This window comes from Gaetbulibacter sp. NE, assembly GCF_025548475.1.
In the GTDB taxonomy this organism is placed as follows: domain Bacteria; phylum Bacteroidota; class Bacteroidia; order Flavobacteriales; family Flavobacteriaceae; genus Gaetbulibacter_B; species Gaetbulibacter_B jejuensis.
In genome coordinates this window covers 115,889-141,029 of the sequence record NZ_JAOQHY010000003.1, presented here as the reverse complement: position 1 = coordinate 141,029, position 25,141 = coordinate 115,889, and the positions used below count along the sequence as shown (strand labels likewise).

Here is a 25,141-nt window from a genome sequence, read left to right as displayed (position 1 = left end):
AGGCTTTTAGAATAACAACTCATAAAACCTAATTTTATGATATTGTGAATTATTTCTCTGGTTTAATATTCCCTTCTTCATCAATCTGGAACTGCTCTACAGTTATTTCCTTGTCTTCGAGCCATAAGGTATATGTTCTTTCAATAGTGTGGTTTTCAATTTTTGAGGTTATTCTTGCAATTCCTTCAGCAGTTTCATCATAAGCTACAACTTCATAGTCGATAATTTCACCATTAAGATCGTAATTAATTAGTACAGACTCCATTTCATTATTGCCTTTACGAACTGTTATTACAGCTGTATGAAAGTTATGAGACATTTCAATTTTGTATGAGGCTATCGCTTTGAAATTATAACCTTCTTTGTAAAAGTTTGGATAAACATTTATTAATTTAAAACCTTTAACATCAACTACTTTATAATCATCTTCATCAATAAAATCATCAAAATTTGTGCTATCTGTTATTGGTAGCGTTCTGGTTTTAGTATTGGCAATTAGTGTATCAAAATTTACTGTGTTTTCTTCTGCAGTGGCTTTTTTAGCTTCATATGATTCATTATTAAATTTTAAAACATACTGCTGTTCACTTTTACTTTTCTCAATTGGATTACACTCCTCGTTTTCATCCTTGGCATAATTAATTTGTGTTATGGTTTGTAAGACTGTTATATCGTAATACCCATTTGTTGTTATATCGCTTATTTTTAGTTCATTTTTTTCTTTAACTATATCAGCATAACAGTCACTAAAATTGACATTTACCTCTCCTGAACTTTCGTAAGTTGTAAAATTGTCTAATAGTTTTTGCAGAGTATGATTTTTCTTAGCGTATAAAGATACTATTGAGGTACTGTAAGGATTGGGTTGGGAATTATTTCTAAACTGGACCATGATTCCAAAGGCAGTAACGGAATCGTTAAGTTTATATTCTAAATCTTCTATCGCAATGTCTTCAATAAATACCGCATCGGAAATCCAACCGTTGGTTTTAGAGCTTTCAAAATACTTGTGTTTGATGTTTGCCGTAGTAGTATTAGCTATAACAATATGACTGTTGAGTTCATAAATATCTTCTTCTTCATTTACTATTTCAGGAATAATTATAATTATTTCATCTGAATTACTTGGGAATACTTTAGATACAATAGTTCCTAATTTGATTTCGTCTTGATCTAAATGAAGTGTTTCAACAACAGAATTTATAATTTCCTCCTGAGATAATGCAGTTTCTTCTGCTGTTTTTTCTTTTGGTTCTTTTATGTTTTGAGCACAAGAGCTTAATAGGCACAGAAATAAAACGTAAACGATTTTCATGATTTGCAATGTTAAATCCCTTAAAGTTATTCTATTAACGCTAAAAATAAGCTTAAAAGGTATCATTTATAGTAATTCAATACGGTTATAAAAAAGAAATGAGCAGTAATTAACCCAAATATTACTGCTCAATCTTGCAACAAACTAAAGCACTACAACACAATCCATAAAATAATAGCAGTGTAGAATACTAGTAAAAACAATTCTAATTTATATTCTTCTAATAGTTTAACCATGTTTTAAAGTATTATAGTTATTGAATGGCATAAGACTCCAAGCGTTTTTCAATGAAGTGCTCAGATTGGGTTACAAAAGACATAGTACTTAACACCTCTCCTATCCCATCTTCTCTATAGATATGATCTAATGCATTAGCGATATTACCATTGAAATCTTTAAAATAGTAATGATTATCATAGCAGGTAAAACTGCCTGCGTTGGTTGTGATGTTATCCATGACATTAGATAGCGCCAAATGATACGAATAATCAAAATCTAAATTGAACATGAAATACTCATTATAATCGCTATTGTTGTATTTGATAAGTCCAACCTCGTCTATTAGAAATCCTAGAGAGTCTCTTAACGTGTAGTTTCTTTCGCCATTATCAGGAAAGTAAGGGTAAGTTCCATCATTACCTGTTACCACATGCTTAAAATTAAAGTAGGTATTATTATCAATTTCTACAGTCTCAGTAATATTAACCGTTTCGATTATTGTTGTGGGCAAAAAGGTGTTTGTGTCGTTATCTTTGAGGTAATAAACATACTCCCAAGTATTCCCTACCGTTAAGGCATAAAAATTGTCTGGTTGTTCATTTGGGTTTGTGTTGTCATCTGAACTACAAGCGTAACCCAGAATAAGCACACACAGAATTAACATTTTTCTTTTCATAGCATTTTATTTTAATTAAACATTTCGTTACAATTTTTGTTAGAACGTTAGTTTCTTTAGGACAGTTCCTATATTAAAATCTAGTTTTACAAAATAAATCCCTTTAGATAACTGAAACGTTTCTATCTTAGACTCATTTCCTTCTTTTACTTGATTACCAGATATATCGTACATAGTATATTTATACAAGTGCGCACCAGAATTGAGAGTATTTATCTCAATAGTGTTTGAGTTTTTACTGTAACGTAATTGCACACTATCATACAATAAATAAGACTGATTATGTAACGTTGAGGATGACCAGTTGATATTGTCAATACCTAGGTTACCCAAATCGGCACAAGTAATTACTATTTTATCTACATCATCAAAAGCAGCATTGGGAGTAAAAATTGAATTCATTCCTCCAACCGAGAATGCTTGGGAGCCTGTTGATACATTGTTTTTAAAACCCTCAATTGTCAATTCGTAAGCGAAAACATAACATTGAAAAAAGTTATCAAATTGTATAGTTCCAAAATCAACTTCATTTCCACTTTGAGTCTCTATAGTCCAAGTTGTAGCAGGAAATGTTCCTGAACTCAAGTGACTTAAACCTGTATTACCACAACCAAAAGAATCGGTAGTTCTATACCTATGAGTTGTTGGTCCTCCTGTTACTCCACTAACAGTAAACACAAAGGTTTCTCCGTTATTTGCTATCATGTATGGGTTTCCCAAAGATTGCCCATCAACACTACCTTGATCATCAAAAGTAATGACCTGTGCCCAACTTATTGTAGACCCTAAGAATACACATAACAATGTTACTATTACTTTCATAACGTCGATTAATTAATCATTACTTTTTTAATCAGCATTCCTTGATCAAAATCTAATGCAAGGATGTAAATACCTTTTGACATTGTACTCGTTGAAATTTCGGTACTTGCACCAGTATGTATTTTTGCTCCAGTAATAGTATATAGTGTATAGCTATTCAACTGTAGGTTATTAGTTGAAGTTATAGTTAAGCTTTCAGGGTTTGTTATGATTTTCACAGCATGTTGTAGTTGAAACTCACCAACACTTAAAGCGTCTTCGGTTACTGGATTAAACCCAGTCCATAATGCTCCAGGATCAGTCACATACGCTCCCATGGTACCAGGAGGTATATGTAGATGAATGTTACTTCTATTAAAAGCAAATGTATCGTTAGTACCAGTAGTAATAGTTGGTGGTATTACAGCAAATGACGTTACACTAGCTAATGGATTATTACCAAATGCTATCAAGCCAATAAAAGTAACATTGCTAGGAATAGTAACATCAGTTAAATTATTATCTACAAAAGCTCCAATACCAATATCTGTAACATTAGCACCTAATGTTAGATTTGATATAGAATTAGTTGCAAAAGCTGCTGTACCAATAAGTGTAACACTATCTGGTATAGTCACACTTGTTAAGTTATTTAATTCGAATGCTGAAATTCCAATTTCAGTAACACTATTTGGAATAGTAACACTTGTTAAACCAATATTTTGAAATGCTGAATTATCAATTTTAATGACATCGAATACATTAGGACCTGCTGTAACAGATGATGGTATAACCACATTAGTACCATTAGCTGGATCGTAATTTGAAACTTCAACTGTAGTTGGTGAAGTGGCCTCAAAAACCATTTTAAATCCTGTCCATAATGCTCCCGAATCTGTAACATATTCGTCAGTACTATTATTGGTTACAACCAAATTAATATTACTTCGATCATGACTAAAAGAATCAACAACGCCTGGATAAGAAGGGTCAGTAATTATTGTTGGAGGCGTAGTTGGTAGAGAAATCACAGTTTCTAATGGGTTATCTCTGAAAGCACCAAGCTCTATGTTTGTTACTCCACTACCAATAATTACGTTTGTGATTTGATTGTCATCAAAAGCCCTAGTTCCTATATTTGTAACACTATTAGGTATAACTATTTGATTAGCTATTTGGTTATTAAAAAATGCATTAAATCCAATACCCGTAATGTTATTACCAATCGTCACACTCGTTAAGCCTTTATTCATAAAAGACTGTTGTCCAATACCAGTAACACTATATGTGGTTATTGTGTGAGTAACAGTATCTGGTATATCAACTATACTACCACCAGCAATGTCATAATCTATAGTTCTAACATTATTAGGCGCTAAAGACATAACCTCATAGGTTATAAAATCAACAACAAAGGTATCGCCTACCGAAGGTGTTGCAGCCTCAGTCACCGAGTTAAAACCAGTCCAACCTCCTGCTGCATATGCAGCTGATGTACCTGCTGGAATCGTTAAGTCAATAGCGGCTCTGTTCCAAAAAGAATCATTAATTCCTGGTACAAATATGGTTGCTGGTGTTGTGCCTTGCGCTGTAACAGTTGCTAATGGATTATCTCTAAACGCAGCAAAATCAATATCAGTAACACTTGCTGGAATCGTAACATGAGTTAGATTATTACCTCTAAAAGTACTATTTCCGATAGTTAATAAACTATTAGATAATGTAAGATTTGCTATTTGATTGTTATTAAAAACAGCATTACCAATACTCGTTACACTATTAGGAACAATAACATTAGTTAATTGGTTACTTTGAAAAGTACCAAATTCTATTGTTGTCAAATTATTTGAAAGTGTCACACTAGTTAATTGGTTACCTGAAAAAGCAAACTGACCAATACTGGTTACACTATCAGGAATAACAACATCTACTATTTGATTACCTTGAAAAGCATTATCACCAATACTCACCAAACCCATTTCAAAAGTAATACTAGTTAAATCATTGTTCACAAAAGCTGAATTTCCAATACTTACCACACTACTAGGTATGGTAACATTTGATAAATTTTGAGCACTAAAAGCATTATTCCCAATGGACGTAATACTATTAGGAATAATAACACTTGTTAATCGTAAGGCACTTGGTCCATTAAACTCAAAAGCTAAATCACCAATGCTAGTAACACTATAAGTTGAACTACTATTTGTAACTGTAGCAGGTATATTTGCATCAGTACCAGCATTATTATTGTCATAATTAATAACACTCACTGTATTTGGTGAAATAGAAGTAACTTCATAGGTTATAAAATTGTCTATAAAAGTATCTCCAACAGTTTGAGCGTAACTTATTGAAAATAATAAAGTTGCCATTAAAAAAAGTAATTGTTTTTTCATGATTTAAGGTTTATAATTAATAACTATTTTTTTAGTAATCCATTTTAATTAGGTTGCCATCTAAAGTGTAGAAAAAGCTAAATGCTGTTCCTCCATGTTCAGGCTCTAGCGTTACCAGGTACTCTGCTTTAGAGACATCACCATTTTTAGGAAATTTTATAGACGCAATACTTAATTTTGGGTTTTTAAGGTTTTTCATATCCTTTAGCTTTTGTGTAGACGTTTCTACCAAACCACCCAATTTTGTCAGGTTAATATTATCACCTAGTTGATACATATAATCGGTAGCTTTTGTGCCTTGAGGCACTTCAATTACAATATCAGAACTTTGTTTCCAGTTGTTTTGCACCACATTCCACTCTTCCATTTTCATGGATTCTGGATCTTGTGCAACAGTTACATTAATAGTATTACCAATTGTTTCATTGTAAATAACACTTAAGTTGGTATAGTATGCATCTTCACCAAATTTGCTTTTTAGCTCTTGCTCTATAGCACTAAAGCCTTTTGCTGTTGTAGGCTGTTGACTTAAATTATCGCTACATGCCATAAAAAGTAGTGTTGTAATACATACGATTACAACCTGCTTGTTTAATTTTGAAATCTTGTTTTTCATACACTTATAGTTTTAGGTAGTATAAATGTATGTTACGATGATTGTCTATGAAATAGGAAATGGATTTCTACTATTTATGAATCCATAAGCGTGGTACTTCAAAACATATTTGAAAAACAGAATGTGCTAGATTTTCTAATTCTTGTTTAAGAACGCAGCTACAAATTGGTCTTTCTTTCGAGAAGATACTGGTATTTTTTTACCGTTTTTTAAATAAATGATACCAGATTTATCATATTTATCAATAAACTGAAGATTCACCATATACGATTGATGAGGACGCGTAAAGTTCGCAGCACTAATCTGGTCCTCAAAGGCCTTGAGTGTTTTTGAAACTACATGTTTTTTACCATCACTACAATAAAAAGACGTATAACCTTTATCAGACTCGCAATACATAAGTTCTTTTAAGTCTATAACCTGAAAACTGTCATGAAGCGACAAAATAATTTTAGAATCTTCATTGTTCCAAACAGACTTAACAGTTTTAATTTGTTGTTTTTGCTCAGCTACAGTTAAGTTAGTCACTTTTTTTAAAGCAACTTCAAGGTCTGATATATCTACAGGTTTAAGAATATAGTCTACAGCTCCTATTTTTAAAGCTTGTAGCGCATATTCTTCATAAGCAGTAATAAATATTATTTTGAAGTTGAGGTGTTCTGTTTGATCCAGAAAATCAAAAGCAGTGCCATCAGTAAGATTAATATCTAGGAAAATTAAATCTGGTTTACAAGCATTGGCTACTACAACTGCTTCTTTAACCGATTCGCACTCACCCAATACATTCACATCATTATCAATAAGTTGCAGAAGATTTAATAACCCTTTTCGTATGTACGCTTTATCTTCAACTAATAGTGTTTTCATGAAATAGCAATGATTTTATGAGGAATTACTAAAGTAACTAAAGTTCCTTGCTCATCAAACTTTTTTCGATCTTCAATAGTTACCGACCCTTCCATGTTATAATCTTTTGATAATACTGCAAGACGTTCGGCAGTAATAACTGTCGCTAATGAACTTTTATTTTTGTTCTCAGATTTTTTAACACTATCAATACCAATACCATTATCAGCAATGGTACATAACAGTTTTTTGTTAGTGTATGCAAGTTTTATATCTATACGCTTGTTATCTGTTTGGTCTTTAAACGCGTGTTCAATAGCATTTTCCACAAAAGGTTGAATGAGCATTGGTGGAACTTCAAACAATGTCACATCTATAGCTTCATCTACCAAAATAGTGCAATTAAAAGTGTCATTCTCTAAATTTTGAAGCGTAAGATAATTTTGAATAGCCAATAATTCCTGCGAAAGCGATACCATTTTATCTCGTGAATTTTCTAAGGTTATACGCAGTAACTTTGAAAACTTAGATAGATACTGAATGGATTTTTTTTCTTCTTTGTTTAAAATCATTCCTTGTAGTACTGACAACGAATTGAATATAAAATGAGGTGTCATTTGCGAGCGTAATAGTTTTTGCTCCATAACCACGTTTTGGGTTTTTGACTTTTCGTTTTTTAATCTTTGACTAAAAATTATAGACCCAAGGATAATTGACACCAATAACACACAAATAATTGCCCATAAATAATTACGCTTTGACTTTTGTAAATCTTGAGACGTAGCTTGTACTGTTTTAGTTAATTTAAGCTCTCTTATACTTGCAGAGTCTAGTGCTTGTTTGTATTTGTATTCATACTCTAATTGCGTCATCTTTTCAATATTATCTTCATTGAAAATACTGTCATTTAATATTTTGTATTGTTGATGACTTTCAAATGCTTTTTTATAATTTCGGGTTTTCCCATAGATATCAGAAAGCAAACCATAGGCATTTTTTTTATGCCTTAAAAGACCATGCTTCTCCGATGAATCTGCTAATTTTTGGGCATTCTCCAACGCCAGATCATATGTTTTCAAACGATAATAGGTGTCTGCTAAACCATGATAGGAATCCATCAAATCGTACGATTGGTTAATTTTCAAATTTATGTTTAAGGCTTGTTCAAAATAGCTCAAAGCTGTCGCATAATCTTTCCTTTGAAAATAAGCAAATCCCAAACCGTTAAGTGCAGTAGCTAAATTTACTTTGTCATCAATTTCTTTACTCAATACTATAGATTCCTTAAAATAAGTTATGGCTTTGTCCAACTCATCATTATCATAATAAATACCCGCAATATTATTTTTTAAGGCTGTTATGTTTTTTACATTGTATTTAGCATTATCTATGGCATGCGCTCTGTTATAATAGCTTAATGCCTTATCATTTAAGCCTTGAAATCGGTACAAATTCCCTAAATTAATCAGGGATTGGAATATACCAATAGAGTCTTTGCTTTTTTGCGCTATGTCTAAAGATTGATTGTGATAATTTAAGGCTAATGGATAATTGCTTTGCTGGTAATACACATTCGCAATCGAATTGTAACAATTCAAGATACCCAATGAATCTCTGTTTTTTATATTATTCTCTAAGGCTAGTTTAAAATTTTCAAGAGCTTTTTGATACTCACCAGTCTCTGAATAGACATTTCCAATATTATATAAATAACTATGTTTATTGGAATTATCTCCTAACTGTTCTGAAATGCTTAAGGTTTCTTTGAAATGTTTTAAGGCCAAATCATAATTACCTCTATATTGATGCAAAACGCCTAAACCATTGTTGCATTTTTTCAAACCATTTAAATCATTTATGGAGTTGTAAACTTCTAGGGCTTTGTTGTAATTCTTTATGGCAACTTCAAAATTGACTTGCTCTGTGTAAACAACGGCTCTTATGTAGTAACTGTGAGCTATAAACTTCTTAGCGTTTAATGTTTTGGCTAGATTTAGTGCTTCATCATTATATGCTATAGCTTGAGGTGGATTGTTTCTATAATTATAAAACGCCAAATAATTGAGTGTATTAACACGAATCGTGTCTTGCTTTTGATAAGTTTTCAATACATTTTCCAAGCTATCTATTGCTCTATTTTGGGAGTAGATTGAAATTGATTGAAATAAAATGCAGACTAAAACAAAACAAGACAAATGGATTCTTTTCATAAGTAGATTAGATAGATATTCTGTAAAATTTTCCGTACAAAAACAAAATAGAAAATTAATGGTTTTTAAGTATAAAGTTTTAATATAGACTTTAAAATTTAAATAAATAATCAAAATAACACTATAAAATGTACTAAAGTATATAGGGAATCTATTTTAGTAAACTTTGAAGACATAAGTGCTAAGGTTGGTTACATATTTGTATTATACTAAAAAGCCACTACATATTAGCGGCTTTTTACTACTATCAATCAATCACTTAAAATACATCACTTTACTCAGTGTTGTGTATTATGGGCTACTTCCAGGTTACAATGTCTTCTAAAGGTCTTCTGGTTTTGGGGTGTGGTGGATCTGCTTTTCTGTAACCAAAAGCTACCATGTATGCTAATCCATATTTATTAGTATCAATATTGAACTTATCTTTAAGTAAAGCTTCGGCCTTTTCTTGATGGAATCCTTCTATAGGGCAACTGTCTATACCTGTTAGTGCAGCTGCTGTCATCATGTTTCCTAATGCGATATAGGTTTGTTTTGAAGCCCAATCAAACAGGGTTCTATCAGAATCTAAATTGAAATCGCGCTCTTGAAATTCTCTATAAAACTTTGAATACATTTCAATAGCATCTTCTGGTAAGTGCTTTACGTCTTTCATCATATAATCAATATATTTGGTATTGTGCTTTACCATAGGTGCTTTCATGGCTAGACCTAGTATAAAATGGCTAGCTGTATCTAGCTTTAATGGTGCTCCCCATGCTACAGGTTTTATTAGTTCTCTTAAATCTTTGTCTTGAATTATTACAAAGTGCCATGGCTCAAACCCAAAGGAGCTAGGTGATAAATTGGCTGTTTTAAGTATAAAGTTTATCTGCTCATCAGTTAGTGATTTGCTAGCATCAAACTCTTTGGTTGCATGACGGTATTGAAATGCATTTATGATATCTTCTTGGGAAATGTTGGGTGTATTCATTTGTACTGTGGTTATTGGTTTTACTATTTTAAACTATCAAAAGTATAGTAACAAAAGTATTTCCCTTTTTAATTTCATGCAATAACGGTCAAAAATGATAGTAACTAGCAAGTATTGTTTTATCGACTTAAATTACTGATAAATAAATATTTACTCAAATGTTAAAATTACTATAAAAAGTATAGTTGTATAATTTATGATAGTATAGTACTTTTGCTTAAATACAATAGTACAGCTATGGAAATTGCGCAAAAAAAACGACTGATTAAGTTTAAAGACAAATCGTTCTCTTGTTCTACCAGTGTTGCGATGGAGCTAATTGGAGGCAAGTGGAAAAGTGTGATTCTTATTTATTTGCTTACCGGAAAAAAGAGATATAATGAACTTTATAAACTTATATCTACTATTACTGAGCGTACGTTAAGCCTTCAATTAAAGCAGCTTGAACAAGATGGCCTTATTGTTAGAAAAGTATATACCAAGAAGCCACCACTACGTGTAGAGTATGAATTAACTGCCTTTGGAGAAAGTTTAAAGCCCGTTTTATTGGCTATTGCTGAATGGGGAACTTATGTAGTTGCTGAAAAAGGTGAAGTTATTGCTTAGGTTAGTCTTACTTTTTACTATTATAACATTCTTTCAGACCACTCGCCTCTTTATTTAGACCGCTTTTAGAATTTTTAATGATACTTGTTACTTGTTCAACTCTTCAACAAGATCTGGGTGACAAGACGTATTATAATAGAGATAAATGTTATGTTATATTCAGAATTACAGAACTTTAGAATTGCTGTTTTCGTATTTATAATGACTATGAATAGAAGTAATCGTTAGGTAATTTTATAAAATTTTTCCTACATTTATGTACATGTAGTTTTGTATATGAAAAACACCAACGAACATACACATTTCGCAAGCAGGTTGAAGCTTTTTGACCTGCTTTTTTTATTGCTACTTGTTGTGTCGGTTGTTATTGGTATAGTAGCAGAAATGCAAGATTTAATATATACTATGCCACTTGTTGTATTAAGCATAATAGGGAAATATATCTATGAAACTAAACGGAAGTTTAAGGTCTTATTTTTAATTGCATTATTGTGTATTCTTGTTTCTGATGTGTTGGTCTTTACTTCTTTTAAAGATTATCTTTTATGGATTTCGCTACTTAACACATTTTTTTTGATATGCTCTGCGCTAGTATTAAAGCCATATGTTAAATATGGAAAAACAAGAGCTTCGATGACTATTTCAGTATTTATAAGTATCGCTTTTGTTGTTTACATTTTATATACTGTTTTTAATTTAATTATTACTGAAGTGTATGGTATAGAGGTGTATTTTGCTGTTTTATGTGAGCTAAGTATGCTTTTATTTTTATTTCCTATTGGAAAAATTTATTTGAGTGATTACTATGACACAGGTACAATACTGTTAGCTTCAGGTATTTTCTCTTTATTTCAAGTAGCACTAAGTATTATTAATGAATTTCTTTATTTCGACTCCACCTTTACAGTATTGATTATTATTTGTCATTCATTGTCATTATACTTACTTACCAAGTTTTTAACAAACACTAAGGCACTAAAAGACGAAGCCTTACGCGAAAACTATTTGTAGTAACAAATTTTCATTTTACCAACTTCATATTTATCAATCAATTAACAGCTTTTTTGTTAACTAATTTTTGTACACTAGGACTCACAAATTATCTTCATAAAAATATAAAATTGGGATGCCTAAAGTCTATATACTGAGTTTGTGCGTACATATACATATAAACCAAAAACGATAAACAATTCAATTATGAAAAAAACAGCAATTATTTGTTTTAGCGCTTTAGTATTAGCTTCTTGTGTATCAAAGAAAAAATATTTAGCTCTAGAGCAAGACAATGGCGAACTAAAAAGCGAACTGACCAAAACCAAAGTAGAGAATGAAGAACTGGAAGCAAAGTTTGCAGCAATACAAGCACGTGTAGACCAGTATAACTCAAAAATAAACTCCCTGACGAAAGACAACGACTCTAAACTAGTGAATGTAGATGGCGTAGTAATGTCTGAAAACACTAAAGCGCAAATGCGCGAAACCTTAAAGAGCGTCCCTCCTGCTTACTTAATGGGTTCAAAAACTTTAAAGGACTCTATGAATGCTGCAATATCCTATAACCTTAAAAACTCGGTAGATACTATTGATGAAAGTGATGATATTGCCATTAATATAGAAGAAACTGTAGTGATGATTTCTATTTCGGACAAGATGTTATTTAAATCGGGAAGTTATAAAGTTAGCGATAAAGCTGATGCTATATTACAACAGATTGCTGATGTGATAAACTCTGAAGAGAGCTTAGACGTTATGGTTGAAGGACATACTGATGATAAAGCAATGGTACAAAACGCATCGGTAAAAGATAATTGGGACTTAAGTGTATTGCGTGCTACATCGGTAGTAAAAAAATTACAAAACGACTTTAATATTGCACCTGAGAAGCTTATTGCTGCAGGTAGAAGTTTTTACCAGCCTATTGCTGCTAACGACACCAAAGAAAATAGAGCTAAAAATCGTAGAACACGTATTGTGATTTTACCTAATCTTGATAAGTTTTTTGCACTTATGGCTAGCAACTAATAGCTCAAACCATATTAAAACTTAACCACGTTAATTATTCCATTTAATAAAAGGACCGTTATTAGTTTAACGGTCTTTTTTGTTAGTTCTTCTTAAATGTTAGGGTTTTGTTAAAAAAACTTTTTACATTTGGTTTACTTTGATTACCAAACCCTAACGTATTTGCTTATGAAGAACATTACTTTACTCTTATTAGTTTTTGTATTATCATTTAACACAACTCGTGCTCAAGAATCTGTTGCTAGAGAATGGAACGAGACTTTACTTAGTGCTATACGACTAGATTTTGCAAGACCTACTGTACATGCTCGTAACTTATTTCATACTTCAATAGCTATGTATGACTCTTGGGCTATTTTTGATACTACTGCTGAAACAGTATTTTTAGGAAAAGTCTTTGGTGGCTATAACTGTGCTTTTAATGGCATAACAACACCAACAGACGTTGCTACTGCACGCCATGAAATGATGAGTTATGCTATGTACCGATTGTTAACCCATAGATTTGCCAATTCGCCTAACCCAGGAACAACACAACAATTGTTTGATGATCATTTTTCTAGTTTAGGATATGATAGCAGCTTTACTTCTACTGACTATTCAACAGGTTCTTATGCTGCACTTGGTAATTATTTAGCACAAGAACTTATCGCTTTTGGATTGCAAGATGGTGCTAATGAGCAAGGTGGCTATGCAAATGTATATTACACACCTAGCAACACACCATTAATTATGCAGTCTGGTTATTATGATGACATGAACGATATGCAAGACCCAAACCGCTGGCAACCTTTATCGTTTGACACGTTTATAGACCAAAGTGGTAATGTGTATCCTGTAGATACACCTTCGTTTTTAAGTCCTGAATGGGGAGCAGTTACACCGTTTTGCTTAAAACCAACCGATCTTGATATTTTAAACGATGGTTTTGATTGTTATGTATATAACGACCCAGGACCACCAGCTTATATTCAAAATTCTAATGAAGATGGATTTGATGACCCTTACAAATGGAACTTTTCATTAGTAGCTTCATGGTCTTCACATTTAGACCCTGACGACCCAACACTAATTGATATATCACCAGCATCTATAGGTAATATTGATTTTGCAAGCTTACCAACTACTTTTGAAGAATATAAAGTATTTTATGACTTTATGGAAGGTGGTGACCCAAGCCCAGGATATACCGTAAATCCGTCAACAGGATTACCATATACACCACAAATGGTAAAACGAGGTGATTATGGACGTATACTTGCTGAGTTTTGGGCAGATGGACCAGACTCTGAAACACCACCAGGACACTGGTTTACAATATTAAATTATGTAAGTGACCATCCTGAATTAGAAAAACGTATAGGAGGTGTAGGCCCAATTGTAGATGACCTAGAATGGGATGTAAAGAGTTATTTAGCTCTTGGTGGTTCAGTACACGATTGCGCAGTAAATATTTGGGGAATTAAAGGTTATTATGACTATGTACGACCAGTATCTGCTATTCGTTATATGGCTTGGAAAGGACAAAGTAGTGATATGTCGTTACCAAGTTACGATCCACATGGGTTACCATTAATACCTGGACGTATTGAACTTATTGAAGCTGGAGATCCGCTAGCTGGTTCGGGAGATGAGAACGTAGGAAAGATTAAAATATATGCTTGGAAAGGACCTGATTATATTAGTGATCCTGAAACTGATATTGCACATGTAGATTGGATATTAGGTACACGTTGGTGGCCCTACCAAAGACCTAGTTTTGTATCTCCTCCATTTGCTGGGTATTTATCTGGTCACTCAACATTTTCAAGAGCTGCAGCAGAAACTTTGACTTTATTTACTGGTGACGCTTATTTTCCTGGAGGGATGGGAATTTTTGATGCTGACCAAAACCAATTTTTAGTGTTCGAAGAAGGTCCGTCGCAAAACATTGAGCTACAGTGGGCAACCTATAAAGATGCATCAGACCAATGTAGTTTGTCTCGTATTTGGGGTGGAATTCATCCACCTATTGATGATATAAGAGGACGAATTATAGGTAACAAAATTGGCGTAGAAGCTTATAATTTAGCTACTCAGTATTTTAACGGAACACTTAACACTCAAGAACAGGAATTTCAGACTAGTAGTATTAAGCTTTATCCTGTTCCTTTCAAAGAAGAATTACACGTATCTCATAATTTTAGTGATGCTTTACAGTTGTCATTGTATAGCTTAGATGGTAAGCAAATACTAGATACTATCGTTACTAATAATGGTCCTACTTCCCTATCCTTAAACAATTTATCAACTGGTGTGTATGTAGCAAAGTTTATTGACGCCAACAACCACATTGTAGACGTTAAAAAAATTGTTAAAAACTAGATAAAACACTTTACATAAGGTACTTTTGTAGTAAAATAAAGTACCTTATGTTTTCATTGTTTAACACCTTTAGAATTGTCGCCTTTTTAGAAGGTCTTTCTTACATTTTATTACTATTTATTGCAACTCCTATAAAGTATCTTGCTGACGACCCACAGTATGTAAAACTATTGGGTATGCCTCATGGTTTATTATTTATTGCTTATATTATCCTAGCGATAATGGTAGGAAGTGAAATGAACTGGAGCAAGAAAACATCAGCAATAGTACTCGTAGCTTCAATTATACCATTTGGTACTTTTTACATTGAAAAAAAATATTTAAAGACTGCTAAGTAATGCAAGACATTCAGTGCTTTTTTTATGATCTTTTTGTAGCCTCTGGAGTTTCAGAAACTGCTGCGAAGTATTTAAACATGCTATGTTTATTGGTAATATTATCAATACTCTTGTTTATTGCTGATAGAATAGCACGCAGAATTATTATTCGGTTTTCTACTGCTTTTTCAGAAAGAACTAAAACCGATTTTGACAACCTTTTAGTAAGCCATCGTGCACCAAGGCGCATTGCACATCTTGTTCCGTTAGTGCTTACCATTAATTTGTTTCCTATTGTTTTTCAAGATTTTCCACATTTTGAAAAATACATCATAATGATTCTTAAGGTGTATGGTATTTTACTCACCATCTGGATTATAAGAAGTGTATTAAAAACTTTTGAATCATACTTTAAAACCTTACCACGACTAAAAGACAAGCCTATTGACAGCTACATACAAGTAGCTATGTTATTTATTTGGATTATAGGTGTAGCTTCTATTCTTGCAATATTAATCAACCTGTCGTTTATTAAGTTCTTTACCACATTAGGAGCAGCTTCGGCAGTATTGCTTTTAATTTTTAAGGATACTATTTTAGGTTTTGTAGCTAGTATACAAGTAGCCATAAACGATACTGTACGTATTGGTGACTGGATTACTATGGAAAAATATGGCGCTGATGGTGATGTGATTGAAATTAACCTGTCTACTGTACAAGTGCAGAACTTTGACATGACCATCACTAATATTCCAACCTATGCACTAATCTCTGATTCGTTTAAAAACTGGAGAGGTATGCAAGCTTCAGGTGGTAGACGTATAAAGCGCTCTATACTACTAAAAGGAAAAAGCGTTAGCTATCTTACTGATGAGCAAATAGAACGTTTTAAAAAAATACAATTGATTACGGACTACCTAAACCAGCGTCAAAATGATATTTTAAAATCTAATGAAGAACGTGGAGCAGATAAATCGGTTTTAATTAATGGTAGAAACTTAACAAACCTAGGTGTATTTAGAAAGTATTTACAATCGTATATTGAAGGTCACTCGGCAATTAATAAAGACATGTTTATTATGGTACGCCAATTAGCGCCAACACCACAAGGTTTACCATTAGAAATCTATTGTTTTAGTAGTGATAAACGCTGGCAAAACTATGAGTATATCATGTCTGATATTTTTGACCATGCTTTAGCAGCAGTACCTTATTTTGACTTAGAACTGTTTGAGCTAACAACAGGGATTATTAACGAGTAAACGCTACTCTTCTAGCCTATCTTTTACAAACTCTACTTTGGTTTTACCATGAGGAGCAGGTTTACCGTCTTCACCAAGGTTTACCATAATGATGTTATCAACCGTTAAAATGGTTTCTCTAGTCATTTTGTTACGCACTTCACATTTCATTGTTAAAGAAGTTCTACCAAATTTTAGGACTTCGATACCAATTTCGATAATATCACCTTGTTTTGCTGATGACATAAAATTGATTTCAGAAATGTATTTAGTTACAATTTTAGAGTTTTCTAACTGAATGATAGTATACAATGCGGCTTCTTCGTCAATCCAAGCTAGTAACTGTCCTCCAAATAAGGTTTGGTTTGGATTTAAGTCTTCGGGTTTTACCCATTTGCGTGTGTGAAATCTCATCTATTAAAATAATGTGTTTGTACTTTGATTACCCATTTGCGGAACGACTAAATCGGTTCCTAATGTGGCGTTTAATTGTTTTATAAAATATGCTGATAATAAAGGTGATGCCTTTTCAATGTTTTGATGCACAAAAAAATCTATTTCCTTAATGCCTTGTGATTTCCATTCGTTGAGACGTTTTACCCAATCGTCTAATCGTGTGTAATCGCTTTCATGGTTGGCTCCTACATAACGTACAAAAGCTGTAGCGTTGGTTAATCGCATGTGCATAAGATCGCGACGACCTGCAGTATCAACAATTACATTTGAAATATTATTGGATTCCAATAAATCGTATAACTGATTTGCTACTACTTCGTCGTTGTACCAATTGGTGTGTCTAAACTCAATAGCCAAAGGGACTTCTTTAGGCCAACTTTCAACAAAATGAACTACTCGTTCAAAATCTTTTGGTGCAAAATTATTATGCATTTGTAAAAAGATAGTTCCTAACTTCTCTTTTAAGTTAGACGCATTATACAAATAGTTTTCTACAACTGCTTTAACCTCGTTTAAACGTTTCCAATGGCTAATTTCTTGATTTAATTTTGGAAAGAATTTAAAGTTCTTAGGTGTTTTCTCATACCAAGTTTCAAACTGTTCCGCAGGAAAAATACGATAGAATGTTGCATTAAGCTCTATAGAGTTAAACTGTGTAGAATAATACGCCAGTTCATCTTTTGTACCTCTTGGGTAAAAACCTTTAAGGTCTGCTCTATTCCATTTTGCGCAACCTACATAAACGCTTGGAAAATTATCATCCTTTACTGCGTTTAGCACTCTTAGTGTATCTGTATGGTCGTTAGGAAAGGTAAAGTCTATATCTTGAGGGTTGCTAACACTTCCAAATTTCATTTTGAACTCATTTTTAAATGCATTCAAAGATACGCAAAAGCAGTCATACCGCTTATTGCAATCCATATCAAAGACTTATATTATTATCAGTAGAATCAATATTGTTAATAACGCAGTTAACAACATATTTCAAGGACACTCTTATGCAGAGTCTTAATTTATATTTTTAATAAAACAAAAGTTCCATGTCAAACAGATCTACACAATTAGAACAGATTCGTCCTGTTATTTCTTCGGCTTTAGTACATGATAATATGAGTAGCGATGAACGCTTCCAAAACAACACTTTACGACCAGTAATAAAATTGCAAAGTGACTTGTTTATTGAAGTGTTTAAAAACTATGTTGCAAAACACAAAAATGTGTTTTACGACTTGTCGCATACCAAACAATTGGACTATATAGAAAATGCCATACACAAGGATATGAAATTTAGAAACTCCTTAAAGGGTATGATTATAGGACAATTTACAATTGAAGAGTATCGTATTTATATTCAAAACTCTTCAGCTTTAAACAAACGCATGATGAACATTGTAAAAGAAGGTTTTATAAATAATATTCAACTTTTTCAGCATCCTATTGCTAAGGCTATATAATGATTAAACACGAATTACTAGACGCTTGTTTTAGCTACGTTAACAAGCGTATATCGAGTTATAAAGACGAGATAGAGACCATAAAAGAGTCTATTGAAAATAATGACAAAAGCAATGATGAGGATGACGACTCAGGTAACGGAAAGCTTTTTAACGACTTAGAAAAAAACGCTCAGTACCTTAGTGATGCTACCAAAATGCTAGACACTTTAAAACTTATTAACCCAAAAACGATAAATGACTATGTGGTTTTAGGTAGCTTGGTAAAAACCAATAGCACTTCTTTTTTTATTGCTGTAAGCGTTGGTAAAGTTGAACTTGCCAATGATAGCTTTTTTGTGATTTCTAAGTCTTCACCTATTGGTGAACTCTTGATGGGAAAAACCAAAGGCGATGTTATTAGCTTTAACGGAACCACGTATACTATTACTGAGGTTAGTTGATATTTGAGAAAGTGAATTTATTAGGACAGTAACCAGCAGTTTAATTTAGTGTTTTACTCCATTAAGCTATTTATAAATTAGTTATAAAAGAACTATCTAAAAACACAATGAATAGAATAATACTCATAGGAAATGGATTTGATTTAGCTCATAAAATGAAAACAAGCTACAAATCATTTATTGATGATTATTGGACAAATACAATTGCAGCAATTCAAGAAACAGCTTTAGGTAGACCTTTTGAGAATGGTGAAATAAAAATTAACCATTCTCCTTCTCGATATATTGCAGGTACAACTATAAAAGATTTAGAAAAAAGTTTAAATGAACATAATTCAACTCTTGAATTTAAAAATATATTCTTAAAAGAAATAACAAATAAGACATATCTAAACAATTGGGTTGATGTAGAAAATGAATACTATTCTCTTCTAAAAAAAACATTTCAAGACTCAAAGAATTCTGAAAATTATGATATTTCAAATTTAAACCTAGATTTTAAAAGAGTTAAAGATTTACTAGAGCTTTATTTGACTAGAATAGAAAAAGAATTTAATTCTAATATAAGCCCTAATATTTTGAGAATTAAAACTAATATAGGTAATAAAGTATATTCACCTTTCAAATTAAAAGACTTTTCCGAGACATCTGTTAATCAAAGAGCTGAAATTGAATACAATTCTTTAAAAGAAAATATAATAGCAGTACAAGCAAATCATATTTCGATAAATGAAGTAAGTGAATATCAAAGAAATATTATCAAAAAATTAGGTAAAAAAGACCACTTAAATCAAATAAAAAAAATGTTATTATCTGATTCTGCTATTAACTATTTTGACCTTATACCAGAACAAACCTTGTTTTTGAATTTCAATTACACCTTTACTGAATTGTTATATGAAAACCCAAAAAGTTTTTATAATCCTTTAGAACATAAATATACATCTGTGAAATTTAACCATATTCATGGAACGACTGACAAAATGGATAAAAATCCAATAATCTTTGGGTTTGGAGATGAGATTGACAAAGATTATAGTGTAATTGAAGAGCTCAACGATAATAGATATTTAGAAAACATTAAATCAATTAACTACTTAGAATCTGATAATTACAAACGACTCTTGGAATTTATAAATAGTGATTACTTTCAAATATTTATATTAGGACATTCTTGTGGGATTTCTGACAGAACACTTTTGAATACAATGTTTGAACATGACAATTGTGCTTCTATTAAACTATTTTACCATCAAAAAGAAAATGATGTTGACAATTACAGTGATATAATTAGAAACATTTCACGAAATTTTAATGATAAGGCAAAAATGAGGGACAGAGTTGTTAATAAAACATATTGTGAATCATTAAATTAAAAACAATTGCAAAACTTTTAAATAACAGACTCTCCATTTATGTTTGTTGTTAACACATCGCTCATATAATCAAAATAAGGTCTTATGGCTTTAAAAGCTATATTGACTTCGTCTATAAAGTTATTGCTTAACACCTCTTTATCAGTGTAGTTTTTGGTGAAGATGTATTGCTTTTTTCGTATTAAGTCTATTGCAGGATGTTCTTTATCAAAACCTTTAGGTGCAGTTTTAAGTTCGTCGCCAACAAAGTCTCCCCAAACTGCTTTAAATGACTTGTTGTTTATGATTTCGCGAATTTCGGTATCGTCAGCTTCAAACTCTTTTCTAATACGCATTAAGTCTTCTTTATTAGGTTCCCAAAATCCTGTAGCAATAAACGATTGGTTGTTTGGTGCAATATGCAAATAATAACCACCACGTAGCTCAGGCTTTTTTCTATGGAAAGAGCCACCAAAATGCGTTTTGTAAGGAGTTTTGTTTTTTGAAAAACGTACATCGCGATAAATACGAAACAGTTTAAGACGGTCAATTTCATCATGTGTTTTTAAAGCTTCAAACAATTCGTTGTACACCTTTTTGGTATTGGCTTCAATGGTTTTGAATTCTTTTTTATGGTCGTTAAACCAATCTCTATTATTGTTTTGCTCTAATCTGTTTAAAAAATCGAAAGTGTCTTTAGAAATCGAACTCATTAGTGTTGCTTAAATTTTTATTTAAAAGTACAAAAAAAGTCCTGCATAACGCAGGACTTTAATTGAACTGATCATAAGAGAATTCAATTTAGTTATTAATTATCATCAGTTACTTCGTCAACAGCATCTTCTACCTCGTCTCCTACATCCTCAATGGCTTCTTCTACGGTTTCGTCTGCTGATTTCTTTTCTCTACAGCTTGTAAATACTGTAGATAATGCGAACATTAATGTTAATGCTAAAACTATTTTTTTCATGATATGGTTTTTAATGGTTATTAATTGTTTTATTGTTTTGGAATACAAATTAGCTTTTCTTCATAAGCCCTCTAAGTAGTGATACTACAAAGAGTATTAAAAAGATAAAGAAACATATTTTAGCTATTCCAGCTGATGCACCTGCAATTCCACCAAATCCTAAGAATCCAGCGATAAGCGCAATAATAATAAAGGCAATTGTCCAACGTAACATAATTTTATTGTTTATATGATTACACTAAAAGCTTTGTGAATACAAAAAGCTACTCTAACGTTTAGAGATTTTAAATACGTAAAATAAAGCTTAAAAGGGGAAAATACTTGAATAAGTAATTACTGTTAGCTAAGCAGATAATACCAACAGCATTTACCTCTAAATTACAAACAGTGAGCGAATTACCATAGTTTTTAACATATGTTAACTGAATAGAGACACATTTAACACAAATTATGTTAAAGCCAACGTTTTCTTCTAAAATAAATTAACATTAAAATAAACAGAATAATCATAACAGCCCACACTACATAGTAGCCATATTTGTAATGCAGTTCTGGCATATTATTGAAATTCATACCATACACACCAGCTATAAAGGTTAACGGAATAAAAATAGTAGCAATAATGGTAAGCACTTTCATAACTTCGTTCATCTTATTGCTAATAAGCGTCATGTACATATCCATAATACTCCATATCATTTCGCGATACAAATCAATGGTTTCACTCACCTGAATGGTATGGTCATACAAATCTCTAAGGTAGCTTCGGGTTTTAATGTCTATGATTTTACATTCAGACTTTTCTAAACGGTTAATGATTTCCCTAAACGGAAATATAGAGCGTCTAATTTTTAGAATTTCTCGTTTTAACCCTTGTATTTGACTTGGTGTACTTCCATTTGATTCCGAAGCAAAAACATCTGTCTCCAAATCCTCTATCCTATCGCCAAAATCTTCAATAACTGACATATAGTTATCCACAACAGCATCTAAAATTGCATACATTAAATAATCGGAACCTTGAGACCTAATACGACCTTTAGCGTTAGAGATACGCTCTCTCAATTCATCAAAAACATCACCATCGGCTTCTTGAAACGTAAGTACGTAGCTTTCACCAACTACCATGCTCACCTGTTCATAGTTTAACACACCATCATCTTTAAAATAAAGCATTTTAAAAACGATAAATAAGTAATCTTCAAACTCATCAATTTTAGGACGATGTGTGGTATCAACTACATCTTCGAGTGTTAGTGGATGTAAGTGATAATGCAAACCAAGTTTTTCAATGTTTTCAGTTGCGTTTAACCCATTTACATTAATCCAAGTTACCTGATTGGTTTCTTTAAAATTAAAGGCATCCTCAACATTTTTAGAATCTAACTTTGTGTAAGAATCTATACTGTAATTGATAATTTCAACAGTAGTAACATCAGAAAACTTTTTCCCTTTATAGGAAATAGTTCCAGGTGGAAGGTTGGATGCTTTGTTGGGTTTTCTACGCTTTTTGACTTTCATTATTGAAATTACTTGGAGACTAAAAGTATAAAACTTAGAGCAATTGAACACATCAATTTAAGAATAACTAATAACAATTGAAATTTGACTGTAAAAAAGTTAAAACCAGCTATTTTTGAATAATTGGAATTCGACTTGCATTTTGGATAAATTTTTATTATTATGCAAATTAAATCCTTCAAATAGAATATATGGGAAGACCAGCGACAAAACCTAAGAAACTCAAAGATGGTTTTTATTTAGAAATTAGAAACAAAGGGTCAAAAACAGGAATTAAACTTTACAGAGACACTAAGGCTCAAATGCTTAGAACAATTAAGGAGTATGAACAAGCCAAAGAAGTTATTATTTTAGGAGAATCTAAAAACGGAAAATGGGTTAACAAAGAACCTGTTTTACACGTTATGGAAGATTAACTTCTTATACTTTTTTATTCATTTCGCAATTATTTAGATATACTTTTAGATTATTTTCATAAATTGTTTTAAAATTTTACTAACTAAACAAAACAATTTATGAATCATTCAACTAGAACAAAGCCACCAATTTGGTTTTGGATTATTAGTGTTATTGCATTAATATGGAATTTAATGGGTGTTATGGCCTACTTAGGTCAAGCCTATATGTCTGATGCTGATTTAAGCGCTTTACCTGAAGCCGAACAAGCTCTTTATACCAATGTACCTGCTTGGGCAACTGCTGCATTTGCTATTGGTGTTTTTGGAGGTGCGTTAGGATGCTTACTTTTACTTTTAAGAAAAAAATGGGCTAAAAGCCTATTTATTATTTCATTAATTGGTGTATTGATACAGACTTCTTACAATCTTTTTGTAAGCGATGCTTTAGATGTTTATGGTACTAAAGGATTAATTATGCCTATAATTATATTGATTATTGCGCTATATCTTATTATGTTTTCTAACAAGTCTATAGCTAAAGGTTGGATTTCGTAATGAAAATAGTATTGCACAAGATTTTGAAATACTCATCAGCGTATTGAATGAAAAAATGGATTTTAACATTAGTCGTAATAATCCTATTTGGAATTGCTGGAATCGGAATTAAAATTAACTCCGATTTTGACAAATTTTCAAAAGCCTTTCATTCAGAACACTCTCTAAAAGAGTCTAGTTTTATTTTAATTTCCGAATCTACTTCTCCAAATCTAAAATATAGATATTACGAATATCAATTTGACAATGGTGGATTTGGACATTCAAGAGTTTTTTGGTCAGTTGTTGATAATAATGAAGACAAGGAACAAGACCTCATAAAAGGTTTAATTCCAGATGGATATAAAATTAAAGGTTGGACAAATAACGATAAACTGATTATAGAAAAGTGGGAACCATATTACAAAATCGAAAAAACAGAATTGAAAAGCGGGACAGAAATAAATGGTGTAATAATTACTCTAACTGAATAATAAAAGTACTTAAAACAATTTATAACCGCTAAACTATTCCAATCCACATAAGAATAAAAAAGCATCTTATTTATAAGGTGCTTTTTTATTTAAACAACATCTTGTTAAGAATTAAACCTGAGGCAGGTGCAATGTAGTCAATTGCTATATCACTATCTTCTTGCAAACTCGCAGTAATATCATCTAATGTCATTTCTCCCTTTCCTAGTTTTATCAAAGCTCCCATCATTAACCTTATTTGATTTCTGCCAAAACCTTCTCCTCTAACCCTTAGCATGTATGTGTTTTTTGGAAAGAAACTTGCTGTATATTCTTTGTTTTCTATAAGCTCGCAGCTCTCAATGGTTCTGGTGTATAATCCATTTCCTGTTGCTTTATAGCAATAACTTTTAAAATTGTGCTCACCTTGAAAAATTTTAGCGCCTTTAATCATTACATCTATATCCAGTTCATCTAAAATAGTTGTGAGTATTGGTGCACAAAACGGATGGCATTTTTCGCCATGAGCAAACAAGTAAATGTATTCTTTAACTTTTGGATGTTGAATGATATTAAACTCCTTATCGACTTCTTCAATTGATAAGGCTCTAACATCTTGTGGTAAGTTGTAGTTAAACCATTTTAAAAAATAGTCTTTATCGTCAATTTCATGCTTTAAAAATAGCTCTATAGCTGTTTCATTTGCTGACACCATTGCATCGGTTCGACCTGCAACTAAGGTTTTAAAATATTTGCCTTCAAGTATGTAATTAAATGTACGATCCACCATAAGGTGAAGGGTTTTTAAGTTGGGTTGTTTTTGCCAACCATGAAACCTATAGCCTAAATATTGAATTTTTATGAGGTAGTAATAGCGCTTATCAAACATAATGGCAAGAACGTTATTTTATTGAACAATCCAAAGTCTAATA

The 25,141-nt window shown here is 31.9% G+C and carries 27 protein-coding genes; 12 read left to right on the top strand and 15 right to left on the bottom strand.

The genetic code is table 11. The annotated features are described in order from the left end of the window. Nucleotides 1–49: 49 nt before the first annotated feature. From OD803_RS06540 to OD803_RS06505, 8 genes are all read right to left on the bottom strand, one after another. Nucleotides 50–1,315: a hypothetical protein gene (locus OD803_RS06540; protein ID WP_262732828.1), complete on the bottom strand. Its 1,266-nt coding sequence runs from the start codon at nt 1,313–1,315 to the stop codon at nt 50–52. Between the two features lie 253 nt (nt 1,316–1,568). Continuing rightward, nucleotides 1,569–2,210, bottom strand: a complete 642-nt coding sequence (locus OD803_RS06535; protein WP_262732827.1) for a hypothetical protein — start codon at nt 2,208–2,210, stop codon at nt 1,569–1,571. Between the two features lie 39 nt (nt 2,211–2,249). Next, nucleotides 2,250–3,032, bottom strand: a complete 783-nt coding sequence (locus tag OD803_RS06530; RefSeq protein WP_262732826.1) for a T9SS type A sorting domain-containing protein — start codon at nt 3,030–3,032, stop codon at nt 2,250–2,252. Nucleotides 3,033–3,040: 8 nt separating this feature from the next. Then, nucleotides 3,041–5,410, bottom strand: a complete 2,370-nt coding sequence (locus tag OD803_RS06525) for a leucine-rich repeat domain-containing protein (RefSeq protein WP_262732825.1) — start codon at nt 5,408–5,410, stop codon at nt 3,041–3,043. A gap of 31 nt (nt 5,411–5,441) precedes the next feature. Beyond that, nucleotides 5,442–6,026, bottom strand: coding sequence for a hypothetical protein (locus OD803_RS06520; RefSeq protein WP_262732824.1), 585 nt, complete (start codon nt 6,024–6,026; stop codon nt 5,442–5,444). Between the two features lie 135 nt (nt 6,027–6,161). Next, a complete protein-coding gene (locus OD803_RS06515) occupies nt 6,162–6,893 on the bottom strand; it encodes a LytR/AlgR family response regulator transcription factor (RefSeq protein WP_262732823.1) in 732 nt (243 codons plus the stop codon). Then, nucleotides 6,890–9,082 carry a tetratricopeptide repeat protein gene (locus OD803_RS06510; RefSeq protein ID WP_262732822.1) on the bottom strand — a complete coding sequence of 731 codons (2,193 nt, stop codon included), beginning with the start codon at nt 9,080–9,082 and terminating at the stop codon, nt 6,890–6,892. The genes OD803_RS06515 and OD803_RS06510 overlap by 4 nt, the downstream gene beginning before the upstream one ends. 298 nt (nt 9,083–9,380) lie before the next feature. Continuing rightward, nucleotides 9,381–10,055, bottom strand: coding sequence for an NAD(P)H-dependent oxidoreductase (locus OD803_RS06505; protein ID WP_262732820.1), 675 nt, complete (start codon nt 10,053–10,055; stop codon nt 9,381–9,383). Nucleotides 10,056–10,292: 237 nt separating this feature from the next. Between OD803_RS06505 and OD803_RS06500 the strand changes: the two genes are divergently transcribed. The 6 genes from OD803_RS06500 (at nt 10,293) to OD803_RS06475 (ending at nt 16,626) form a co-directional block, all read left to right on the top strand. Next, entirely contained in the window at nt 10,293–10,661 is a 369-nt protein-coding gene (locus OD803_RS06500) for a winged helix-turn-helix transcriptional regulator (protein WP_269468219.1), read from the top strand. A gap of 276 nt (nt 10,662–10,937) precedes the next feature. Then, nucleotides 10,938–11,672 carry a hypothetical protein gene (locus OD803_RS06495; RefSeq protein WP_166667447.1) on the top strand — a complete coding sequence of 245 codons (735 nt, stop codon included), beginning with the start codon at nt 10,938–10,940 and terminating at the stop codon, nt 11,670–11,672. A gap of 186 nt (nt 11,673–11,858) precedes the next feature. After that, the gene (locus OD803_RS06490; RefSeq protein WP_129760067.1) at nt 11,859–12,683 is read left to right on the top strand and encodes an OmpA/MotB family protein; all 825 of its coding nucleotides are present in this window, start codon (nt 11,859–11,861) and stop codon (nt 12,681–12,683) included. Between the two features lie 168 nt (nt 12,684–12,851). Then, entirely contained in the window at nt 12,852–15,047 is a 2,196-nt protein-coding gene (locus OD803_RS06485; RefSeq protein WP_262732819.1) for a DUF6851 domain-containing protein, read from the top strand. Nucleotides 15,048–15,094: 47 nt separating this feature from the next. After that, nucleotides 15,095–15,385, top strand: coding sequence for a DUF3817 domain-containing protein (locus OD803_RS06480; protein ID WP_262732818.1), 291 nt, complete (start codon nt 15,095–15,097; stop codon nt 15,383–15,385). Next, nucleotides 15,385–16,626 carry a mechanosensitive ion channel family protein gene (locus OD803_RS06475; protein WP_262732817.1) on the top strand — a complete coding sequence of 414 codons (1,242 nt, stop codon included), beginning with the start codon at nt 15,385–15,387 and terminating at the stop codon, nt 16,624–16,626. The genes OD803_RS06480 and OD803_RS06475 overlap by 1 nt, the downstream gene beginning before the upstream one ends. A gap of 3 nt (nt 16,627–16,629) precedes the next feature. Here OD803_RS06475 and OD803_RS06470 read toward each other — a convergent pair whose 3' ends face one another. Together OD803_RS06470 and OD803_RS06465 are read right to left on the bottom strand one after the other, a co-directional pair. Further along, nucleotides 16,630–17,019 carry an acyl-CoA thioesterase gene (locus tag OD803_RS06470; RefSeq protein ID WP_131506709.1) on the bottom strand — a complete coding sequence of 130 codons (390 nt, stop codon included), beginning with the start codon at nt 17,017–17,019 and terminating at the stop codon, nt 16,630–16,632. 3 nt (nt 17,020–17,022) lie between these two features. Beyond that, nucleotides 17,023–17,916, bottom strand: a complete 894-nt coding sequence (locus OD803_RS06465) for a DUF72 domain-containing protein (protein WP_262732815.1) — start codon at nt 17,914–17,916, stop codon at nt 17,023–17,025. Nucleotides 17,917–18,101: 185 nt separating this feature from the next. On the opposite strand from OD803_RS06465, the gene OD803_RS06460 reads away from it, so the two are divergent. The 3 genes from OD803_RS06460 to OD803_RS06450 all read left to right on the top strand — a co-directional run bounded on the left by OD803_RS06460 (nt 18,102) and on the right by OD803_RS06450 (nt 20,334). Beyond that, a complete protein-coding gene (locus OD803_RS06460; RefSeq protein WP_129760072.1) occupies nt 18,102–18,515 on the top strand; it encodes a glyoxalase in 414 nt (137 codons plus the stop codon). Continuing rightward, entirely contained in the window at nt 18,515–18,958 is a 444-nt protein-coding gene (locus OD803_RS06455) for a transcription elongation factor (RefSeq protein WP_262732813.1), read from the top strand. Before OD803_RS06460 ends, OD803_RS06455 begins: the two co-directional genes overlap by 1 nt. Before the next feature lie 107 nt (nt 18,959–19,065). Further along, nucleotides 19,066–20,334, top strand: a complete 1,269-nt coding sequence (locus OD803_RS06450; RefSeq protein ID WP_262732811.1) for a bacteriophage abortive infection AbiH family protein — start codon at nt 19,066–19,068, stop codon at nt 20,332–20,334. 17 nt (nt 20,335–20,351) lie between these two features. Here the strand turns inward: OD803_RS06450 and OD803_RS06445 are convergent, their stop codons facing one another. The 4 genes from OD803_RS06445 to corA all read right to left on the bottom strand — a co-directional run bounded on the left by OD803_RS06445 (nt 20,352) and on the right by corA (nt 22,804). After that, nucleotides 20,352–21,026 carry a DUF2461 domain-containing protein gene (locus tag OD803_RS06445; RefSeq protein WP_262732809.1) on the bottom strand — a complete coding sequence of 225 codons (675 nt, stop codon included), beginning with the start codon at nt 21,024–21,026 and terminating at the stop codon, nt 20,352–20,354. 95 nt (nt 21,027–21,121) lie between these two features. Beyond that, nucleotides 21,122–21,283: a hypothetical protein gene (locus OD803_RS06440; RefSeq protein ID WP_165353676.1), complete on the bottom strand. Its 162-nt coding sequence runs from the start codon at nt 21,281–21,283 to the stop codon at nt 21,122–21,124. A gap of 49 nt (nt 21,284–21,332) precedes the next feature. Beyond that, nucleotides 21,333–21,497 carry a DUF1328 domain-containing protein gene (locus tag OD803_RS06435; RefSeq protein ID WP_131506716.1) on the bottom strand — a complete coding sequence of 55 codons (165 nt, stop codon included), beginning with the start codon at nt 21,495–21,497 and terminating at the stop codon, nt 21,333–21,335. A gap of 239 nt (nt 21,498–21,736) precedes the next feature. Next, entirely contained in the window at nt 21,737–22,804 is a 1,068-nt protein-coding gene (gene corA, locus OD803_RS06430) for a magnesium/cobalt transporter CorA (protein WP_262732808.1), read from the bottom strand. Between the two features lie 191 nt (nt 22,805–22,995). On the opposite strand from corA, the gene OD803_RS06425 reads away from it, so the two are divergent. The 3 genes from OD803_RS06425 to OD803_RS06415 all read left to right on the top strand — a co-directional run bounded on the left by OD803_RS06425 (nt 22,996) and on the right by OD803_RS06415 (nt 24,230). Next, nucleotides 22,996–23,220, top strand: a complete 225-nt coding sequence (locus tag OD803_RS06425) for a hypothetical protein (protein ID WP_129760079.1) — start codon at nt 22,996–22,998, stop codon at nt 23,218–23,220. Between the two features lie 99 nt (nt 23,221–23,319). Beyond that, on the top strand, nt 23,320–23,757 hold the full coding sequence (locus OD803_RS06420; protein ID WP_262732807.1) for a hypothetical protein: 438 nt from the start codon (nt 23,320–23,322) through the stop codon (nt 23,755–23,757). Nucleotides 23,758–23,804: 47 nt separating this feature from the next. Continuing rightward, entirely contained in the window at nt 23,805–24,230 is a 426-nt protein-coding gene (locus OD803_RS06415; protein WP_262732806.1) for a hypothetical protein, read from the top strand. An 85-nt stretch (nt 24,231–24,315) separates the two neighbouring features. Here the strand turns inward: OD803_RS06415 and OD803_RS06410 are convergent, their stop codons facing one another. Next, on the bottom strand, nt 24,316–25,098 hold the full coding sequence (locus OD803_RS06410; protein ID WP_262732805.1) for a tRNA pseudouridine(38-40) synthase TruA: 783 nt from the start codon (nt 25,096–25,098) through the stop codon (nt 24,316–24,318). Nucleotides 25,099–25,141 lie beyond the last annotated feature (43 nt).

Coding starts and splice junctions, on each gene's coding strand:
- OD803_RS06475 (WP_262732817.1), top strand. CDS start 15,385: ATGCAAGACATTCAGTGCTTTTTTTATGATCTTTTTGTAGCCTCTGGA.
- OD803_RS06460 (WP_129760072.1), top strand. CDS start 18,102: ATGTCAAACAGATCTACACAATTAGAACAGATTCGTCCTGTTATTTCT.
- OD803_RS06485 (WP_262732819.1), top strand. CDS start 12,852: ATGAAGAACATTACTTTACTCTTATTAGTTTTTGTATTATCATTTAAC.
- corA (WP_262732808.1), bottom strand. CDS start 22,804: ATGAAAGTCAAAAAGCGTAGAAAACCCAACAAAGCATCCAACCTTCCA.
- OD803_RS06440 (WP_165353676.1), bottom strand. CDS start 21,283: ATGAAAAAAATAGTTTTAGCATTAACATTAATGTTCGCATTATCTACA.
- OD803_RS06425 (WP_129760079.1), top strand. CDS start 22,996: ATGGGAAGACCAGCGACAAAACCTAAGAAACTCAAAGATGGTTTTTAT.
- OD803_RS06415 (WP_262732806.1), top strand. CDS start 23,805: ATGAAAAAATGGATTTTAACATTAGTCGTAATAATCCTATTTGGAATT.
- OD803_RS06420 (WP_262732807.1), top strand. CDS start 23,320: ATGAATCATTCAACTAGAACAAAGCCACCAATTTGGTTTTGGATTATT.
- OD803_RS06500 (WP_269468219.1), top strand. CDS start 10,293: ATGGAAATTGCGCAAAAAAAACGACTGATTAAGTTTAAAGACAAATCG.
- OD803_RS06445 (WP_262732809.1), bottom strand. CDS start 21,026: ATGAGTTCGATTTCTAAAGACACTTTCGATTTTTTAAACAGATTAGAG.
- OD803_RS06535 (WP_262732827.1), bottom strand. CDS start 2,210: ATGAAAAGAAAAATGTTAATTCTGTGTGTGCTTATTCTGGGTTACGCT.
- OD803_RS06435 (WP_131506716.1), bottom strand. CDS start 21,497: ATGTTACGTTGGACAATTGCCTTTATTATTATTGCGCTTATCGCTGGA.
- OD803_RS06495 (WP_166667447.1), top strand. CDS start 10,938: ATGAAAAACACCAACGAACATACACATTTCGCAAGCAGGTTGAAGCTT.
- OD803_RS06540 (WP_262732828.1), bottom strand. CDS start 1,315: ATGAAAATCGTTTACGTTTTATTTCTGTGCCTATTAAGCTCTTGTGCT.
- OD803_RS06525 (WP_262732825.1), bottom strand. CDS start 5,410: ATGAAAAAACAATTACTTTTTTTAATGGCAACTTTATTATTTTCAATA.
- OD803_RS06465 (WP_262732815.1), bottom strand. CDS start 17,916: ATGAAATTTGGAAGTGTTAGCAACCCTCAAGATATAGACTTTACCTTT.
- OD803_RS06510 (WP_262732822.1), bottom strand. CDS start 9,082: ATGAAAAGAATCCATTTGTCTTGTTTTGTTTTAGTCTGCATTTTATTT.
- OD803_RS06410 (WP_262732805.1), bottom strand. CDS start 25,098: ATGTTTGATAAGCGCTATTACTACCTCATAAAAATTCAATATTTAGGC.
- OD803_RS06530 (WP_262732826.1), bottom strand. CDS start 3,032: ATGAAAGTAATAGTAACATTGTTATGTGTATTCTTAGGGTCTACAATA.
- OD803_RS06480 (WP_262732818.1), top strand. CDS start 15,095: ATGTTTTCATTGTTTAACACCTTTAGAATTGTCGCCTTTTTAGAAGGT.
- OD803_RS06520 (WP_262732824.1), bottom strand. CDS start 6,026: ATGAAAAACAAGATTTCAAAATTAAACAAGCAGGTTGTAATCGTATGT.
- OD803_RS06515 (WP_262732823.1), bottom strand. CDS start 6,893: ATGAAAACACTATTAGTTGAAGATAAAGCGTACATACGAAAAGGGTTA.
- OD803_RS06450 (WP_262732811.1), top strand. CDS start 19,066: ATGAATAGAATAATACTCATAGGAAATGGATTTGATTTAGCTCATAAA.
- OD803_RS06505 (WP_262732820.1), bottom strand. CDS start 10,055: ATGAATACACCCAACATTTCCCAAGAAGATATCATAAATGCATTTCAA.
- OD803_RS06490 (WP_129760067.1), top strand. CDS start 11,859: ATGAAAAAAACAGCAATTATTTGTTTTAGCGCTTTAGTATTAGCTTCT.
- OD803_RS06455 (WP_262732813.1), top strand. CDS start 18,515: ATGATTAAACACGAATTACTAGACGCTTGTTTTAGCTACGTTAACAAG.
- OD803_RS06470 (WP_131506709.1), bottom strand. CDS start 17,019: ATGAGATTTCACACACGCAAATGGGTAAAACCCGAAGACTTAAATCCA.